Raw genomic sequence first — 18150 nt, 5'->3', positions numbered from 1 at the left:
TTTTGATCACCTTTTTTATGTACACTACCACGCTGAACAAACCAAAGGCCATGAACGTGGCGATGCCTGATAACTCCGTTAAGACGCAGAGTTTACCGATTGCAGCCTCCCGTTCCATGACAATCCTTTTAGGAAGCAACAATAAGGTAGAATGGTATATGGGCGAGCCAGGTAAGTCAGCACCTACAGTTGACCACTATGGTAAAGATGGTTTACGCAAAGCATTGATCGATAATGCCAAACAAGTTGAATCGACGCATGCTGCGCCCGATAATACGATGGAAGTATTGATCAAGCCAAGCGATAAATCGACCTACCAAAACCTGGTTTCCGCGCTTGACGAGATGAAGATCACCAACGTGCAGATTTATGCGATCGTAAAAATCACACAAATGGAGATCGACGACCTTAAAAAGAATAATATTTATCAGTAATATTTTATTTACTGTAACCGTTAATTAATTACTAAAGCCTAAAAAAATGTTAGGATCAAAATTAGACATATTTAATCAGGAATGGATTGATGTCGTATTTGCCGGTCGTAATAAAGCATATGGCGCGTATGAACTAAGAAGGGACAACGGGCGCAATACCCGTACCGCCCTTATCATAGGTGTTATCGCCTTTGTTATTATTATTTCTGCAAATACTATCATCAACGCTATTTCCGGCTTTATCCCTAAAGCCAAAGAAAAGGTGAAGATCACCAACGTGGTGCTTGCTCCACCCCCGGTGGATATTAAAAAACCACCTCCGCCACCTCCGCCTGAACCGCCAAAACCAAAGGTTGACCAGGTAAGATTCCCGCCTCCTGTTGTAAAACCGGATGCTGAGGTAAAGGAAAAACCACCAACCGTTAAGGAACTTGAAGTAGCTGACCCCGGTCAGAAAAACCTGAAAGGCGACTCAAAAGCAGACGTTACAATCGATGAACCTGTTGGAACAGCAGAAAAGAAAGTAACCGAAGATGATGGTAACAAAATCTTTACAGCAGTTGAGCAAAACCCTGAGTTCCCCGGAGGTCTGGATGCATTTTATAAATATCTTGGAAAAACCATCCGCTATCCCGCAGTTGCAAGGGAAAACAATACCCAGGGAAGGGTAGTTGTACAGTTTGTTTGCGAGAAAGATGGTTCGTTAACAGATATCAAAGTGGTACGTGGTATAGGTGATGGTTGCGATGAAGAAGCAATTCGCGTTGTAAAAAATTCACCGCACTGGAAACCAGGTATTCAAAACGGTCGCCCTGTACGTGTAATGTACAGCGTACCTATCAACTTTACGCTATCGTCTGAAGAATAATAACAGTTAAATGTTTACAGATAATAACAAGCAAAAATCGCCCTCCCGGCGATTTTTGCTTATTTTAGGAGCCGTAGTATTTATAGCAATTTTCGCATGGGGGCTGATGGTGATCTTTGACGACAAACTGTTTTCAAACTTACCAAAAACCCAAAAAATACTTTTCGGTTCATTGATCATCCTCTACGCGGTGCTGCGGATTTCGCGCATATTTAAAAAAAACAATGACCAGGTATAGTTTCACCCCCGGCGTTAGCCTTATTGTTCTGTTCCTGCTGTGCCAAAGCTGCGGGCATAAAACCAATACCCTAAAAAAGGGTAAATATAGCGCTGATAGCTTGACAATGGTTGTAGATGAATCCCTGCAGCCAATCGTCGACCAGGAATTATATGTATTTAAAGCGCTGGAGACCAAGTCTCGCCCAAGCGTAATTTATGCACCTGAAAATGACGCTGTCAACCTGCTTTTAGCAGACAGTGTTCGGATGGTCCTTATCTCACGCGAGTTAAACCCGCAGGAAAAACAAGTATTAAAATCCCGCAACCTGGTAACTATTGTGAACCGCTTTGCTGTGGATGCGATCGCCATTATTGTTAACAAAGCCTCCAACGACACCACTATTACCGTTAGCGACGTAAAAAAGATGCTTAACGGACAGGCTAAGCAGGATAAAAATATCATATTTGACAACCCAAACTCGGGCCTGGTGAGGTATCTGAAAGAGTTTTCCGGCAATAAGGAGCTTAAACAAAAAAATATTTTCTCCCTCAAATCCAACAAGGACGTCATCAAATACGTCAGCCAGCACCCAAATTCAATAGGGATTGTCGGGTTTCCGTGGCTTAATGATCCGGATAAAGACTACGCCGATGCTGTCGATAATATAAAAATTGTAGGTGTGAGAAATGACACCGCAAAAAATGCCTCCCCTGATTATTTTACACCATCGCAAACTACCCTTGCGTTAAAACAATATCCTCTCACCCGCGATTTATATATTGTTAATTGCACCGGCAATATGAGTTTAGGAATGAAATTTGAGGTGTTTATGAGGGGTGAAAGAGGGCAGCTGATTGTATTAAAATCCGGAATTCTGCCCGATAATATACCGGATAGGCAAATAAATATTGTAAAATAACTGAAACAGTTAACCGGGTTTATTTATTTTGTATAAACTTGTTTAAACTTGTACCGGCAAAATCAATCTAAAAAATATAATATTGCAGGATTATCCAAAAAAAAATGTTTTTTTACATACTGTTTCAAGGGGAAAAACATTTCTAAAGTCACAATGTTGCAGTAAAAAACAATTAATTAGTAATTTAGCAGTTAATGCTAAGAAAACAATTATAAGAATGAGGGAAGTACCGCTGGTTTACTGAAACATTAAAATAAAAAGTAAATATGCTGCTGCTGACAGAACGCAATTAAACATAAAACGATAACGAATTAACTAATAAAAATGAAAATGATCAGTAAAATAGCCGCCTCAGGGTTAGGACTGTTATTTATAGGTTCATCAGTTTTTGCTCAAAGTTTAGCAGATGCCAAAAAAGCAATTGATGCCGAACAATACCAGAAGGCTAAATCGATGCTAAAAAACCTGACGGTTACGCAGGCAGATAAAGATGAAAACTATTTTTACCTGGGTTGGGTATATCTGAAGCAGGATTATCTGGACTCAGCCAAAACGATTTTCAACAAAGGACTTGCTGTAAACAGCAAATCAGCATTAAATTATGTTGGTTTGGGAGCTGCTGCCCATATTGAAAAAGACAATAGCACCGCTACAACAAATTTTAACGCGGCAATAACCCTTGCAGGAAAGAAAAACAGCACGCCTTTTTTATATATAGGTTTGTCGTACTTGTTACCTGTTAGCGGCAGCAGTATTGGTCCTAAAGGATCTGCTGTAAGCCAGGCCGATGCAAATGCTGCTATTGCAGCATTAAACCAGGGCAAAGCTGCCAATCCGCGTGATGCAGAGGTATTAACAGCGCTTGGCGATGCCTACCGCTCGCAATTAAGCAGCAATGATGCTTATAGCGCTTACTCATCAGCATTGGCAATTGACCCTAAATCGGCTTCAGCAAATGTTGCTGAGGGTGTATTATGGAAATTTGCAGACAACTTTGACGGCGCCGTAACCCAGTTTAAGGCAGCGTTGACAATCGATCCTAACTATGGACCCGCCTATCGCGAATGGGCCGAAACTGATTTACGCTGGGCCGATACTGACCCCGCCATACATGATGCCAAAATTCAGGAAGCAGCTGATAACTATAAAAAATACATCAGCCTTACTGATTACTCGGTTGAATCGCAAATGCGCTATGCTGACTTTTTGATCACCGCAAAAGATTATGTAACCCTGCAAAAGGTTGCAACTGACCTATCGGGCGCGTCAAGATCTAACTTAAGGGTTTACCGCTATTTAGGTTATGCCGCCCTGGAAAACAAGGACTATCCTGCTGGCGAAGCCGCTTTAACCAAATGGGTTACCCAGGCAGATCCAAAACGTTTGATCCCTACAGATTATTTAAAATTAGGCAAGATAGAGCTGGCTCTTAAAAAAGATTCATTAGGCGTACTTGACCTTCGCAAAGCTTTAACACTGGATACCACGCAGGTAGATGTTTATGGCGATATAGCAACTTCTTTATTTAGCCTGAAAAAATACCAGGAAGCAGCAGATGCTTATCATGTTTATGGGCAAAAATCTTCTCACGCTAAACTGAAAGACCATTTTAACGAGGGTTATAGTTTTTACGAAGCCTATTTAGCACAGGCTCGCAAATCACAAACTGTTAAGACCTATATACCAGATACGACATTGCTTACAAAAGCCGATTCAGCTTTTACCTATGTTCAGCGTAAACTGGCCAGTCCTAACGTTAGCGTTGTATATTACCAGGCGCAGGTGAAGGATTTTGAAGATTCAGGCGACAGGAACAACATCAAAGGATTGGCAAAACCTTTTTACGAACAATACATCCAGTTGGTATTGGCTAAAGGCGGTACACCTGATGAAACTACCAAAAGTAATTTGGTTGATTCCTATGTTTATTTAGGCAACTATGCTGAATTTAAAGATAAGGACCACGCCAAAGCCCTGGATTATTTTAACAAAGCGAAGGAACTTGACCCGACTGATGCCCGGGTTACCTATTACTTTCAAACTTCAGGAAAAGCAAAGTAAAACCCATTCCATAAATAAAAAAAGCCTCGCTGATAAAACATCAGGGAGGCTTTTTTATTATCGTTCCGTTTGTATATTTGCAACATGGAAATACATAGTTTGCCCGTAAATTATTTGCCCATCATTTTTCAAATGATCGTGGCATTGGCCTTTGTGGTTGTCACCATGTTTTTTACCCATAAATTGGGCCCCACACGCAAAACGAAAGATAAGTTAACCACCTTTGAATCGGGTATCGAGGTAATCGGTAACGCGCGTACCCCTATCTCCATCAAATATTTCCTGGTAGCCATCCTATTTGTATTGTTTGATGTGGAAGTAATTTTCATGTACCCCTGGGCAGTCAACTTTAAGGACCTTGGCCAGCAAGGCATGATAGAAATGTTCATTTTTATGGGCACCCTGCTGCTGGGCTTTATCTATGTTATAAAAAAAGGCGCACTTGACTGGGATTAACATTTGTCCAATCTGGTATTAATACACCCTCTACCTGGGGTTATTTATATAAGCTTGCAGTTAAATTATCCTGTTTAGACTAATTCTAAATATAAATACCATATTGCAAAGTGTATCTTATACATTAGTTATTTATTGTAAATTTGCAACCACATAGTCAATTTAGGACGGGTTTTTGTTTGATATAGATCATGAGTGAAATTCAGTTAGTTGATGCCCCTGCGGGCGTAGAAGGAGCAGGTTTCTTTGCTACTTCGGTTGATAAAGCAATAGGTTTAGCGCGTTCATATTCATTATGGCCACTGCCATTTGCTACTTCATGCTGCGGGATCGAATTTATGGCTACTATGTCGCCACATTATGACCTGGCCCGTTTTGGCGCCGAAAGGTTAAGCTTTTCGCCCCGCCAGGCCGACCTTTTAATGGTGATGGGTACCATCTCCAAAAAAATGGGCCCTGTTTTGCGCCAGGTTTACCTGCAAATGGCTGAACCACGCTGGGTAATGGCCGTTGGCGCCTGCGCATCAAGCGGCGGTATTTTTGATACTTATTCTGTTTTACAGGGAATTGACGAAGTGATACCGGTTGACGTTTACGTGCCCGGCTGTCCGCCACGCCCCGAAGCCATTATTGACGGCTTCATACAAATTCAAAAACTGGTGCAATCAGAAACTTTGCGCCGCAGGAATGAGCCAAAATATCAGGAACTACTAGCTTCATACGGAATTCAATAATGGGTAAATTAACAAACGAAGATCTTGTAAAAAAGATCAGCGAAAAATATAGTGACCAGGTAACCCTCCTTGGCGAACCATTTGGCTTATTAACCTTTGAGACCGGTCGCGACCAGATCATTGATCTGCTAACCTGGTTAAAAAACGATGCCGCATTACAGTTTATTTATTTAACAGATATTACCGCTATCCATTACCCCGAACTGCCAAAACCTATCGGGGTAATTTACCATTTGCATAGCCTGGTAAATAATGTACGCGGAAGGATAAAGGTATTTTTGGAAGATGCCGATGTGCATATCCCAACCGCCACCAATATCTGGAACGGCGCCAACTGGATGGAACGCGAAACGTATGACCTTTTTGGGGTGATATTTGACGGGCACCCTGACTTACGAAGGATATTAAATGTTGACGACATGACGGCCTTCCCGATGCGAAAAGAATTCCCGCTGGAAGACCCTAACCGTGTTGATAAAAAAGATTATTTTTTTGGAAGATAAAAGCAATGCAGAACCATCCGGTATATACAGATAACGATCCGCAAACCGAGCTTTCAACCCTTAACCTGGGCCCAACCCACCCTGCCACACATGGTGTATTCCAAAATGTGCTGCAACTGGATGGCGAAAGAATTGTAAGCGGCGTATCCACCATAGGCTACATCCACCGTGCTTTTGAAAAAATTGCCGAACACCGGCCGTTTTACCAGATCACCCCATTAACCGACAGGTTAAACTACTGCTCATCGCCCATCAATAACATGGGCTGGCACATGACAGTTGAAAAATTACTGGGCATACAAACGCCAAAACGTGTTGATTACCTGCGGATCATTATTATGGAACTGGCACGTATTGCCGACCATTTGATCTGTAACAGCGTACTCGCTGTTGATACAGGTGCCGCTACAGGCTTCTTTTACGTAATGGAATACCGCGAGGCTATCTATGAAATTTACGAAGAGGTTTGCGGTTCGCGCCTTACCACCAATATTGGCCGTATAGGCGGTTTCGAACGTAATTTCAATGCCATCGCTTTCAGAAAACTGCGTAAGTTTTTAAAAGAATACCCGGTTGTTTTAAAGGAGTTTGAAAACCTCACCAAACGTAACCGCATATTTATTGACCGTACCAAGGATGTTGCAGCAGTAACCGCCGAAGACGCGATTAGCTACAGCTGGAGCGGGCCGATATTACGTGCAACAGGTGTTGATTATGATGTAAGGGCAATGAACCCTTATTGCTCATATGAGGAATTTGATTTTGAAGTACCCGTGGGCGAAAACGGCGATGTTTACAGCCGTTACCTGGTACGCCAGGAAGAAATGTGGCAAAGCTTGCGCCTGATTGAGCAGGCATTGGTTAAACTTGAAAACGAGCCTTCGGATATTTTCCACGCGGATGTACCTGACTTTTACCTGCCTCCGAAAGAGGATGTATATAATAATATGGAAGCGCTGATCTATCACTTTAAAATAGTGATGGGCGAAATACCTACACCAAATACAGAAGTTTACCACTCGGTTGAAGGTGGTAACGGCGAATTGGGCTTTTACCTGGTAAACGACGGCGGACGCTCGCCTTACCGTTTGCATTTCCGCCGGCCAAGCTTCATTAATTACCAGATGTACGCGCCGATGAGCCGCGGCATGCTGTTATCAGATGCGATAATTAACATGAGTAGTTTAAACGTTATAGCCGGAGAGTTAGATGCTTAGAGTTGAAGAAACCCAGGCGCCGGTTGAATTTTCGCCGGAACTGTTAAAAAAGTTCGATGAAATCGTAAGCCGTTATCCCGAAGGGAAGCAAAAATCGGCTTTATTGCCCATTTTGCACCTTGTACAGGCTGAATTGGGTTGGCTTAGCGCAGCTGCTATGGATACTGTTGCTGAATACCTCAGTATCCAATCGATTGAAGTATACGAAGTAGCCACTTTTTACTCCATGTACTTTATGCGCCCGCAAGGCAAATACGTATTGGAGGTTTGCCGCACCGGCCCTTGCTGCCTGGTGGGCGCTGAAAAAATAATGGACCATATTGAAGAGAAACTGGGCGTTAAGGAAGGTGAAGTTACTTCCGACGGCCTGTTTAGCTGGCGGGGTGTTGAATGCCTTGCTGCCTGCGGTTTCGGCCCGGTTTTACAAATTGGTCCCGAATATACATTTTATGAAAATTTAACAAACGAGGGGGTTGATAAGCTGATTGCGGAATTAAAAGCGAAAGGCAAAAATTAATAATGACAGGAACAGCTTTAGTTGTGTCAGATACTTTATTGGTTGTAACCGTAGCTGTTATCAATTTAACCAACGAAAGCATCGATCAAATACCGGTGTTCCTGAAGTTCCTGATAATTATTGCTGTTGCCAGCAGCATTATCAGGCATATCAACCACTACAGGCATACAAAACGCTTGTATTAGCCTGGCGACGTTATAAGTAGATAAAAAATAAATGAACAACAGAATAAAATTAATTGTATGGGATTCGGCTTTAATCAGCGGGATCATGTTGTTTTTGTTTTGGAATATTCAGCCGCATAACAATTTAATCATAGGTTTAATTACCGTATTAATTCTGTCAAATTGTGCGGCACAACATATAGCCGGGTATAAATTAACCGGCAAAATTTATTAACAGTAATGGCACGTAAATTACTATTAGAACACATCAACGTACCCGGCATCAATACTTTTGATGTTTACCGCTCAAAAGGCGGCTATGCTTCGGTTGAAAAAGCTTTAAAAACCATGTCGCCCGACGAAGTGGTTGAAGAAGTTAAGAAATCGGGGCTGCGCGGCCGTGGCGGCGCGGGTTTCCCTACCGGGATGAAATGGAGCTTTCTGGCTAAACCGGAAGGTGTTGCCCGCTACCTGGTTTGCAATGCAGATGAATCAGAACCAGGAACTTTTAAGGACCGCTACCTGATGACCTATATCCCCCACTTATTAATTGAAGGGATGATCACTGCAAGCTATGCCCTTGGCGCTAAAGTATCCTATATCTACGTTCGCGGTGAAATGATGCCGCAGATCAGAATCCTTGAAAAAGCAATCGCGGAAGCAAAAAATGCTGGTTTCCTTGGTAAAAACATTTTAGGCTCAGGCTACGATCTTGAACTATATGTGCAACCGGGCGGTGGCGCCTATATCTGCGGCGAAGAAACCGCTTTACTGGAATCACTGGAAGGCAAGCGCGGTAATCCACGCATCAAACCGCCATTTCCCGCTATTGCCGGTTTATATGGCTGCCCTACAGTAGTAAATAACGTGGAATCAATTGCAGCAGTTGTTCCGATCATCAACGAAGGCGGGGAAGAATATGCCAAAATAGGCATTGGCCGCAGTACCGGGACCAAATTGATCTCAGCTGGCGGCAACGTTAAAAATCCTGGCGTTTATGAAATTGACCTGGGCTTGCCAGCCGAAGAATTTTTATATTCCGACGAATATTGCGGCGGTATCGCCAATGGCAAACGTTTAAAAGCGGTTGTGGCCGGCGGTTCATCCGTACCGATACTTCCTGCAAACCTTTTCCTGAAAACCATTAATAACCAACCACGCCTGATGAGCTATGAATCATTGTCAGACGGTGGTTTTGCTACGGGCACCATGATGGGCTCAGGCGGTTTTATCGCCTTTGACGAGGATCAGTGCATTGTACGCAATACATGGAATTTTACCCGTTTTTATCACCACGAAAGCTGCGGGCAATGCTCGCCATGCCGCGAAGGTACCGGGTGGATGGAAAAAGTATTGCACCGTTTAGAATACGGCCATGGCAAAATGAGCGACATGGACCTGCTGGTTGATGTATCGAAAAAAATTGAAGGAAATACCATTTGTCCGCTGGGCGATGCGGCTGCATGGCCGGTGGCCAGCGCCATCCGTCATTTCAGGGACGAATTTGAATGGCATGTAACCAATGCTTCGGAAGCGGTAACGAGGAATTTTGGATTGGCGCATTATGCTGATCCGCTGCCGAAACCGGAAGTTGTAGCATAAATAATAATAACAGCGTCGCTGTCGCAAACGCGGCGATTGACGGTTGGAAAATATAATTTTGACTAATATAGAATGTCAGTTAAAGTAACCATAGATGGCATTGCCATTGAAGTAGAACCGGGAACATCCATCCTGAACGCCGCGAGGCAGATTGGTGGCGATATTGTTCCGCCTGCGATGTGCTATTATTCAAAACTAAAGGATAGCGGCGGTAAATGCCGTACCTGTTTGGTAAAAGTGAGCAAAGGATCTGAAAAAGACCCGCGCCCTATGCCCAAACTGGTGGCTTCATGCCGCACCACAGTTATGGATGGCATGGAAGTGCAAAACATCACCTCGCCCGAAGTTATTGAAGCCCGTAAAGGGATCGTAGAAATGCTGCTGGTAAACCACCCGCTGGATTGCCCTATTTGCGACCAGGCAGGAGAATGCCACCTGCAGGACCTTGGTTTTGAGCATGGCGCGGTTAAAACCCGTTATGAGTTTGACCGTCGTACCTTCGAAAAAATTGATATCGGCGATAAAATACAGCTGCACATGACCCGCTGTATCCTTTGTTATCGTTGCGTATTCGTAGCTAACCAGCTTACCGAACATCGTTATCACGGGATTTTAAACCGTGGCGATCATTCTGAAATATCTACCTATATACAACATGCCGTTGATAACGATTTTTCAGGAAACGTGATCGACGTTTGCCCTGTTGGCGCCTTAACTGACAAAACTTTCCGCTTTAAAAACCGTGTTTGGTTTACTAAACCAGTTGAAGCGCACAGAGAATGCGATCATAAAGATTGCAACGGTAAGGTAACCCTTTGGTATAAAGGTGAAGAAGTTTTGCGTGTAACAGCACGTAAGGATGAATATGGCGAAGTGGAAGAATTTATTTGCAACACTTGCCGCTTTGACAAAAAGAAAACGTCAGATTGGGTGATTGACGGGCCGCGCCATGTATCACATAAATCGGTAATCAGTTCTAATCATTATGATTTTATACCTTTACCGGTGGTAAAATCAAATCCTGTGCTGATAGAGGCTAATAAAGAACAATTTGAACGGGAAACACGCTTATAATGGAACTTGCAGATATCATAATTAAATTTGTCCTGGTAGTGATCATTTTTGCAATCAGCTTGCTGATTGCTTTATACTCTACCTATGCCGAACGTAAAGTAGCCGCATTTTTTCAGGACAGGCTTGGCCCTAACCGCGCCGGTCCATGGGGTATTTTACAACCCTTTGCCGATGGTGGTAAAATGTTTTTAAAAGAAGAGATCATTCCGGCAAGCGCAAGCAAGTTCCTGTTTATAGCAGGCCCTTCGCTGTCCATATTTACCGCATGTATCGGTTCGGCTGTTATCCCATGGGGGCAGCAGTTAACCATTGCCGGTCATGTTATTGACTTGCAGGTTACTGATATTAATGTAGGCGTCCTCTACATACTCGGCGTGGTTTCGCTTGGTGTTTATGGGGTAATGATAGGCGGTTGGGCCTCCAATAACAAATATTCGTTATTAGGTGCTATACGTGCAGCATCGCAAAACATCAGCTACGAGATTTCAATGGGCCTGGCCATCATCGCCCTCCTATTGGTTACCGGTACCCTGAGCTTGCGCCAGATTGCTGAACAGCAACATGGTTTTTGGGCGCATGGCTGGTTTACCTGGAACTTTTTTAAACAGCCATTAGGCTTTTTATTATTTATTGTTTGTGCTTTTGCAGAAACCAACCGTACCCCTTTCGACCTTCCTGAATGCGAAACTGAGCTGATTGGTGGTTACCACACCGAATACTCCTCCATGAAACTTGGGTTTTACCTGTTTTCTGAGTATATCAATATGTTCGTGTCTGGTGCGGTAATGGCTACCCTTTATTTTGGCGGTTATAATTTCCCTTTTATGGATATGATACACTCACCAAACCTGGTAGCTATTTTGGGTGTGGTCGCGCTTTTCGCAAAAATATTTTTCTTTATCTTCTTTTTTATGTGGGTTCGCTGGACAATCCCCCGTTTCCGTTACGATCAGTTAATGGACCTGGGTTGGAAAGCATTGATCCCGCTGGCAATAGCCAATATTGTCATTACCGGTATTGTTATTACTTTTTTAAACAGATAAGCGATTAAACAGATGGAAGCATTAAGTAATAAGCGAAAAGTAATGGAATCGAAGCCGCTCACTTTTTTAGAGCGGATCTATTTGCCTGCCATTTTCCAGGGCCTGGCCATTACCATGAGGCACTTTTTCAGGAAACCTGTAACCGTGCAGTATCCTGAGCAAACACGCGAATATTCTGAAAATTTCAGGGGTCTGCACTCGCTTAAACGCGATGAGAATGGCAAGGAACGTTGCACCGCCTGCGGTTTATGCGCCTTATCATGCCCGGCAGAAGCCATCACCATGACAGCTGCTGAACGCCAGAAAGGCGAAGAACATTTATACCGCGAAGAAAAATATGCAGCAGTTTACGAGATCAATATGCTGCGCTGTATTTTTTGCGGCTTATGTGAAGAAGCCTGCCCGAAAGAAGCGATTTACCTGGATGGCCCGCACGTAACGTCAGACTATTTGAGAAAAGATTTTATATACGGTAAGGACAAATTAGTAGAAGCCCCATTAAATCAATAAAGAAGTTTTATACCTTTGTCCCGCACTTTAAAGGGTAAGGTATTTTGTAAATATAAACCATGAGTACATTTTACTTCATCGCATTTTTGTCAATCTTTTTTTCGATACTTGTTATCTCTGCGAAAAATCCTGTACATAGCATTCTTTACCTGGTGCTAGTATTTTTCACCTTCACTATTCATTATATTTTGATGAATGCACAGTTTTTAGCTGTGGTAAATTTCATTGTATATATGGGTGCGATCCTGGTATTGTTTTTATATACCCTGATGCTGATCAACCTGAATAAAGAGTCTGAGCCCCGCAAATCCGGCCTCATTAAGCTTGCAGCGGTTGTTGGCGGCGGTTGCTTTTTAACAACCATCATTGCAGCCTTAAAAGCATTTAAAATTTCGCAACCGGTAATGCTGCAGGACCCTAACCTGGGCCTGGTAAAAAACTTAGGCAAAATTTTGTTCAACGAATATTTACTGCCATTTGAAGTTTCATCCATCCTGCTGCTGTCAGCAATGGTTGGCGCTGTTTTACTGGCAACTAAAGACCCAAAAACAACCTGATGGAAACCATATCAAAAAACATACAAGCTATTCCGCTTAACCATTACATCCTGTTATGCTCTATCATATTTTCGATAGGGGTTATCGGTGTTTTGATCCGCAGGAATGCGATCGTGATCTTTATGTCGGTTGAGTTGATGCTGAACTCGGTAAACCTGCTGTTAACCGCATTTTCCGTTTACCGCGGCGATGCCACGGGCCAGGTTTTCGTATTCTTTATCATGGCGCTGGCCGCTGCAGAAGTAGCAATAGGACTTGCCATCATCGTAATGATCTATCGAAATACAAATTCGATAGACATCAACGTGCTGAACAGGTTGAAATGGTAATTTATAATTTCGGAAATCGGAATTTCGATTTCGGATTTGTTTTGTTTTAAAAATTTAACTTAAAAAAAATCTTAACGTCTCCCCCACCGGGGGAGATTTAGAGGGGGCTTATATGGATAATTACATCTGGCTTATTCCTGTACTACCGTTAGCCGGTTTTATTATTAACGGCTTAGGCCGCAACACGCTGTCAAAAGGCCTCATCGGCTTTTTGGGCAGCTTAATGGTACTGGTTTCATTTGGCTTAAGCCTGGGCCTTTTCTTGCAGATCAATTCAACACATGCGCCTATCAATGTAACTTTGTTTACCTGGTTTGAAGCAGGTATTTACAAGCTGCCTTTTGCATTTTTGGTAGATCAGTTAAGTGCATTAATACTGCTCATCATTACGGGTGTAGGTTTCCTGATCCATTTATATTCGATAGGATATATGAAAGATGACGCGGGTTATGGCAAGTTTTTCGCATACCTTAACCTGTTCGTCTTCTTTATGCTTTTACTGGTTTTAGGTTCAAATTACCTGATCATGTTCATCGGCTGGGAAGGTGTAGGGCTGTGCTCCTACCTGCTCATCGGTTTCTGGTACACCAATCCGGATTATGCGGACGCCGCTAAAAAAGCATTCATCATGAACCGTATCGGCGATCTGGGCTTTATCATTGGCATATTTATTCTGATGAGATATTTTCACAGTGCCAGCTTTGCAGATATCTTCCCGCAAGCAGGCACCAGCCAGTATGCTGGTACACCTTACGTTTTGATCACATTACTACTGTTTGTAGGCGCTGTTGGTAAATCGGCACAATTACCATTGTTTACCTGGCTTCCGGATGCGATGGCCGGCCCGACACCTGTTTCGGCCCTCATCCATGCCGCAACCATGGTAACTGCTGGTGTTTATATGATAGCCCGCTCAAATATCTTATTTACTTTGGCGCCGGTTACGCTGCATGTCATATCCATCGTGGGCTTATCAACCGCAGTTTTAGCAGCTGTTATCGCTTTAACACAAACTGATATTAAAAAAGTACTGGCTTATTCAACTGTTTCGCAGTTGGGTTATATGTTTTTAGGTTTGGGTGTTGGCGCTTATACCGGCGCTTTCTTCCATGTGCTCACCCACGCGTTTTTTAAGGCTTTATTATTCCTTGGCGCCGGCTCGGTAATCCATGCGGTTAGCGGCGAACAAGATATGCGTAAAATGGGCGGCCTCAAAAACAAGTTACCTATAACTTACAGAACGATGCTGATCGGTACTATTGCTATTGCAGGTATTCCTCCATTTGCTGGTTTCTTTTCAAAAGACGAGATATTGGCGCACGTGTTCGCACAAAGCCCCGCAATGTGGGTGATTGGTGTTATTACCGCCATGTTCACCTCATTCTATATGTTCAGGATGCTGTATCTTACCTTCTTCGGTAAGTTCCGCGGCACACATGAACAGGAGCATCATTTGCATGAATCACCTGCTACCATGACCATTCCCCTAATTGTTTTGGCAGCATTATCCATTGTTGGCGGTCTGATCGGCATTCCCGAGGTTATGGGTGGCCACGATTGGCTGGCCCAGTTTTTAGCGCCTGTATTTAAACAGTCTGCGGCTATTTTTACTGAGACGCCTTTGACACAATCTACAGAATGGACCTTGATGGGACTATCTGTTGCCGGGGCCGTAATAGCCTTGTTTTACGCTTTCAACAAATACGTAACGAAAGCCCATGTGCCTGTTGCCGATACCGAGGAACGCCCTGCTTTGGCTGAATTATCCTACCATAAGTTTTACATAGACGAATTGTATGATATGATTATCCGGAAACCACTGGATGCGCTATCAGACTTCGCCTATAAAGTGGTTGATAAAATGGGTATAGACGGAATTGTGAATGGACTGGGTAAAGGATCAATTGAGGCAAGCAAAGGCCTGCGCCTTTTGCAAACCGGTAATGTAGGTTTTTATATTTTCATGATGGTATTGGGGATCATTTCGATACTCCTGACACTTGTTTTTAAATTTTAAAAAACGTTTAGCGTTTACAATATAAAATGACGGTTAGTATTTTAATTTTTTTGCCGGTAGTTGCAGCCCTTGCGGTATTGTTATTTAAAAACAATGCGGCCAAACACGCTGCCTTAACTTTTGCGGTTGCCGAGTTGGTTGTAGCTGCACTTTTTTTATCCAAATTCGTACCTGATGCATCGTTTCAGTTTGTTACGGATGTACCCTGGATCCCCAAATTTGGTATTTATTTTAACGCAGGGATCGACGGGATCAGCATGATGATGGTTTTGCTGACGACGCTATTGGTTCCGCTCATCATTTTAACCACCTATAAGCATCAATACAAAAATGCAAATGCATTTTATGCCCTCATTTTATTTATGCAGGCAGGCTTGCTGGTAGTGTTTACCGCTTTAGACGGATTTTTATTTTATGTGGGTTGGGAAGCGGCTTTGATCCCTATCTATTTTATCTGTTCATTGTGGGGCGGCGAAAACCGTATCAAAGTAACTATCAAGTTTTTTATCTATACTTTCTCAGGTTCGCTGATCATGTTACTGGCTATCATTTACCTGTACCTGCAAACTCCTGAAAAAACTTACGACATATTTCATTTTTATAATTTAGCGCTCGGTGCCAAACAACAGTCATGGGTTTTTCTTGCTTTCTTTTTGGCTTTTGCTATAAAGATGCCGCTATTTCCTTTCCACACCTGGCAGCCTGATACTTATACCGAAGCGCCAGCAGCCGGCACCATGCTATTAGCAGGTATTATGCTAAAAATGGGCATCTATGGGGTTATCCGCTGGTTAATTCCAAACGCGCCGCTTGGCTATATGCAATGGTATAGCGTTGTAATTGTGCTGGCAGTAATCGGCATTGTATATGCATCTATTATTGCCATCAGGCAAAAAGATGGGAAACGGCTGGTGGCTTATTCGTCCATTGCACACGTTGGCTTAATTGCAGCCGGCATCTTTGCCTGGTCAGTGCAAGGTTTGCAGGGCGCCATGATCCAAATGCTGAGCCATGGTATTAATGTTATTGGTATGTTCTTTATCTGGGATATTATCAGCACCCGTTTGGGTACCCGCGAGATCAGCCAGCTGGGCGGCATCGCAAAAGTAGCCCCCAAATTTGCGCTGGCATTTTTAATCATCGTATTAGGGACGGTAGCCCTCCCGCTTACCAATGGTTTTGTTGGCGAATTTTTATTGCTCAACAGCGTTTTCCAGGTAAACATTTACCTTGTTGCGGTTGCCGGCTTAACCATGATACTTGGCGCGGTTTATATGCTGCGGATGTATAAACAGGTAATGCAAGGCGAAACAAATGCATTAACTGCCACTTTTACTGATATTACAGGTACTGAGAAACTGGTCCTTTGTATCATTTGCGCCCTTATTATTGTAATTGGCATTTATCCGCAGCCAATACTTCATATATCAGACGCCGCAGTTACAAAATTGGTTCAAACCTTGAATTTTAAATTTTACCAACAAAAACTATGAGTACCCTAATAATTATATCTACTCTTCCTATACTATTGTTATACCTGGGTTTATACAAAGCCCAAAAAGCATTACTACCCGTAACGCTTATTGGGTTGATTGCCGCGCTGGGCTTTACTGTAGCATCTTATACTTCGGCTGACACCGCTACCCCGATTTATAGTGGTATGATGCTGTTTAATAATTTTTCAGCTGTATTTTCAGGCATTACTATCATTACGACTATACTGATCATCTTACTTTCACGCGGTTATTTTGAAAAGATCAGTAATCATATTGCGGAATATTATGCTATCATCCTGTTTGCACTGGCAGGGGTTATCGTAATGGTTTCTTTTTACAACCTGGTTATGCTGTTTATCGGCATCGAGATCATGTCGGTTAGCTTATACATCCTTGCAGGTATTAAAAAAACCGACTTCGCCTCTAATGAAGCTGCTTTAAAATACTTCCTTATGGGGGCATTTTCAACAGGCTTCCTGCTGTTTGGTATTGCCTTGATTTATGGCTCTACAGGTTCGTTTAACCTCGAAACCATCCGTAATTGGGTGATTCAAAACCCACATAGCATCGATCCGATGTTTTATGCAGGCATCTTGCTGATCGTAGTTGGCTTGTGCTTTAAAGTAGGTGCGGCCCCCTTCCATTTCTGGACTCCGGATGTGTACGAAGGCTCCCCTACCCTGATTACAGCGTTCATGTCGACAGTGGCAAAAACAGCAGCATTTGCAGCTTTTTTACGCCTGTTCAGCGCTTGCTTTGCGCCGGTATCTGATTTCTGGGTGCCTGTGTTATTAGTAATCACTATTATTACCCTTTTCATTGGCAACATTACTGCGCTTTACCAGCAAAGCTTTAAACGAATGCTGGCCTTTTCGAGTATATCACATGCAGGCTACTTATTATTTGCTATTGTAGCTCTTGGTGCAAGTTCTGCAAATTCGGTATTCATGTATGCCACTGCTTATTCTATTGCCTCTATCATCGCCTTTGGCGCCTTAATACTTGTTCAGCAACAATCAGGCAGCGATAATTTTGAGAGCTTTAACGGGTTGGCTAAAAAGAACCCCTTCCTGGCAGTTGTGTTAACTATTGCCATGCTCTCACTGGCGGGCATTCCGCTTACCGCAGGGTTTATTGGTAAATTCTTTATGTTCTCAGGCGCATTACTGCAGTTTAAGTTAGTGCTGGTATTATTGGCAGTGGTAAATGCTGTTATCAGTATCTTTTATTACTTCAGGGTAATTATCGCCATGTATTTCCGTGATGCTGAACGCGCCGAGCTTACTGTACCGGTATTTTATCAACTGGTTTTAGGTTTTGCTGCATTGGTAACTATACTGATTGGCATCTACCCGGGCTTTATTTCAAACCTTATTTAAATCTGTAACATAAGCATTACAAATTCATTTAATATTTGTAGTTTTACAGA

Annotated in this window: 20 protein-coding genes; all 20 read left to right on the top strand. The window is 42.9% G+C overall.

Going from position 1 to position 18150, the window contains the following annotated elements:
* The coding region (locus tag QZY09_RS00715; RefSeq protein ID WP_295666809.1) for a biopolymer transporter ExbD at positions 1-434 on the top strand (434 nt) is incomplete at its 5' end.
* 46 nt (positions 435-480) lie between these two features.
* Complete coding sequence (locus QZY09_RS00710) at positions 481-1302, top strand: energy transducer TonB (protein WP_295666806.1); 822 nt, start codon at positions 481-483, stop codon at positions 1300-1302.
* Between the two features lie 10 nt (positions 1303-1312).
* Positions 1313-1540 (top strand): hypothetical protein, encoded by a 228-nt coding sequence (locus QZY09_RS00705; RefSeq protein WP_096354872.1) that lies wholly within the window; start codon positions 1313-1315, stop codon positions 1538-1540.
* Positions 1527-2441, top strand: coding sequence for a PstS family phosphate ABC transporter substrate-binding protein (locus QZY09_RS00700; RefSeq protein ID WP_295666801.1), 915 nt, complete (start codon positions 1527-1529; stop codon positions 2439-2441). The genes QZY09_RS00705 and QZY09_RS00700 overlap by 14 nt, the downstream gene beginning before the upstream one ends.
* A 324-nt stretch (positions 2442-2765) precedes the next feature.
* Positions 2766-4502 (top strand): tetratricopeptide repeat protein, encoded by a 1737-nt coding sequence (locus tag QZY09_RS00695; RefSeq protein ID WP_295666799.1) that lies wholly within the window; start codon positions 2766-2768, stop codon positions 4500-4502.
* Between the two features lie 84 nt (positions 4503-4586).
* The gene (locus QZY09_RS00690; protein WP_295666795.1) at positions 4587-4958 is read left to right on the top strand and encodes an NADH-quinone oxidoreductase subunit A; all 372 of its coding nucleotides are present in this window, start codon (positions 4587-4589) and stop codon (positions 4956-4958) included.
* 191 nt (positions 4959-5149) lie between these two features.
* Positions 5150-5692 carry an NADH-quinone oxidoreductase subunit B gene (locus tag QZY09_RS00685; protein WP_096354878.1) on the top strand — a complete coding sequence of 181 codons (543 nt, stop codon included), beginning with the start codon at positions 5150-5152 and terminating at the stop codon, positions 5690-5692.
* Positions 5692-6195: an NADH-quinone oxidoreductase subunit C gene (locus QZY09_RS00680; RefSeq protein ID WP_295666792.1), complete on the top strand. Its 504-nt coding sequence runs from the start codon at positions 5692-5694 to the stop codon at positions 6193-6195. The genes QZY09_RS00685 and QZY09_RS00680 overlap by 1 nt, the downstream gene beginning before the upstream one ends.
* A 5-nt stretch (positions 6196-6200) precedes the next feature.
* Positions 6201-7412 (top strand): NADH-quinone oxidoreductase subunit D, encoded by a 1212-nt coding sequence (locus tag QZY09_RS00675; protein ID WP_295666789.1) that lies wholly within the window; start codon positions 6201-6203, stop codon positions 7410-7412.
* Complete coding sequence (nuoE, locus tag QZY09_RS00670) at positions 7405-7929, top strand: NAD(P)H-dependent oxidoreductase subunit E (protein WP_295666786.1); 525 nt, start codon at positions 7405-7407, stop codon at positions 7927-7929. Before QZY09_RS00675 ends, nuoE begins: the two co-directional genes overlap by 8 nt.
* A 2-nt stretch (positions 7930-7931) precedes the next feature.
* Entirely contained in the window at positions 7932-8114 is a 183-nt protein-coding gene (locus QZY09_RS00665) for a hypothetical protein (RefSeq protein ID WP_295666783.1), read from the top strand.
* A 219-nt stretch (positions 8115-8333) separates the two neighbouring features.
* Positions 8334-9695, top strand: coding sequence for an NADH-quinone oxidoreductase subunit NuoF (nuoF, locus tag QZY09_RS00660; protein WP_295666780.1), 1362 nt, complete (start codon positions 8334-8336; stop codon positions 9693-9695).
* Positions 9696-9767: 72 nt separating this feature from the next.
* Entirely contained in the window at positions 9768-10769 is a 1002-nt protein-coding gene (locus QZY09_RS00655) for a 2Fe-2S iron-sulfur cluster-binding protein (RefSeq protein ID WP_295666777.1), read from the top strand.
* A complete protein-coding gene (gene nuoH, locus QZY09_RS00650; RefSeq protein ID WP_295666775.1) occupies positions 10769-11812 on the top strand; it encodes an NADH-quinone oxidoreductase subunit NuoH in 1044 nt (347 codons plus the stop codon). Before QZY09_RS00655 ends, nuoH begins: the two co-directional genes overlap by 1 nt.
* 12 nt (positions 11813-11824) lie before the next feature.
* The gene (locus QZY09_RS00645; RefSeq protein ID WP_295666773.1) at positions 11825-12322 is read left to right on the top strand and encodes an NADH-quinone oxidoreductase subunit I; all 498 of its coding nucleotides are present in this window, start codon (positions 11825-11827) and stop codon (positions 12320-12322) included.
* A gap of 59 nt (positions 12323-12381) precedes the next feature.
* Positions 12382-12879: an NADH-quinone oxidoreductase subunit J gene (locus tag QZY09_RS00640; protein WP_096354895.1), complete on the top strand. Its 498-nt coding sequence runs from the start codon at positions 12382-12384 to the stop codon at positions 12877-12879.
* Entirely contained in the window at positions 12879-13208 is a 330-nt protein-coding gene (nuoK, locus tag QZY09_RS00635; protein ID WP_096354896.1) for an NADH-quinone oxidoreductase subunit NuoK, read from the top strand. Before QZY09_RS00640 ends, nuoK begins: the two co-directional genes overlap by 1 nt.
* Positions 13209-13320: 112 nt before the next feature.
* On the top strand, positions 13321-15225 hold the full coding sequence (gene nuoL, locus QZY09_RS00630; protein WP_295666766.1) for an NADH-quinone oxidoreductase subunit L: 1905 nt from the start codon (positions 13321-13323) through the stop codon (positions 15223-15225).
* A 26-nt stretch (positions 15226-15251) separates the two neighbouring features.
* The gene (locus tag QZY09_RS00625; RefSeq protein ID WP_295666764.1) at positions 15252-16718 is read left to right on the top strand and encodes a NuoM family protein; all 1467 of its coding nucleotides are present in this window, start codon (positions 15252-15254) and stop codon (positions 16716-16718) included.
* Positions 16715-18100 carry an NADH-quinone oxidoreductase subunit N gene (locus tag QZY09_RS00620; protein ID WP_295666762.1) on the top strand — a complete coding sequence of 462 codons (1386 nt, stop codon included), beginning with the start codon at positions 16715-16717 and terminating at the stop codon, positions 18098-18100. Before QZY09_RS00625 ends, QZY09_RS00620 begins: the two co-directional genes overlap by 4 nt.
* The last annotated feature ends 50 nt before the right edge of the window (positions 18101-18150 follow it).

The sequence above is a fragment of the uncultured Mucilaginibacter sp. genome (genome assembly GCF_903913935.1).
GTDB lineage: Bacteria > Bacteroidota > Bacteroidia > Sphingobacteriales > Sphingobacteriaceae > Mucilaginibacter.
Note: the sequence above shows the minus strand (reverse complement) of the source record. Positions and strands in the feature narration are given on the sequence as shown.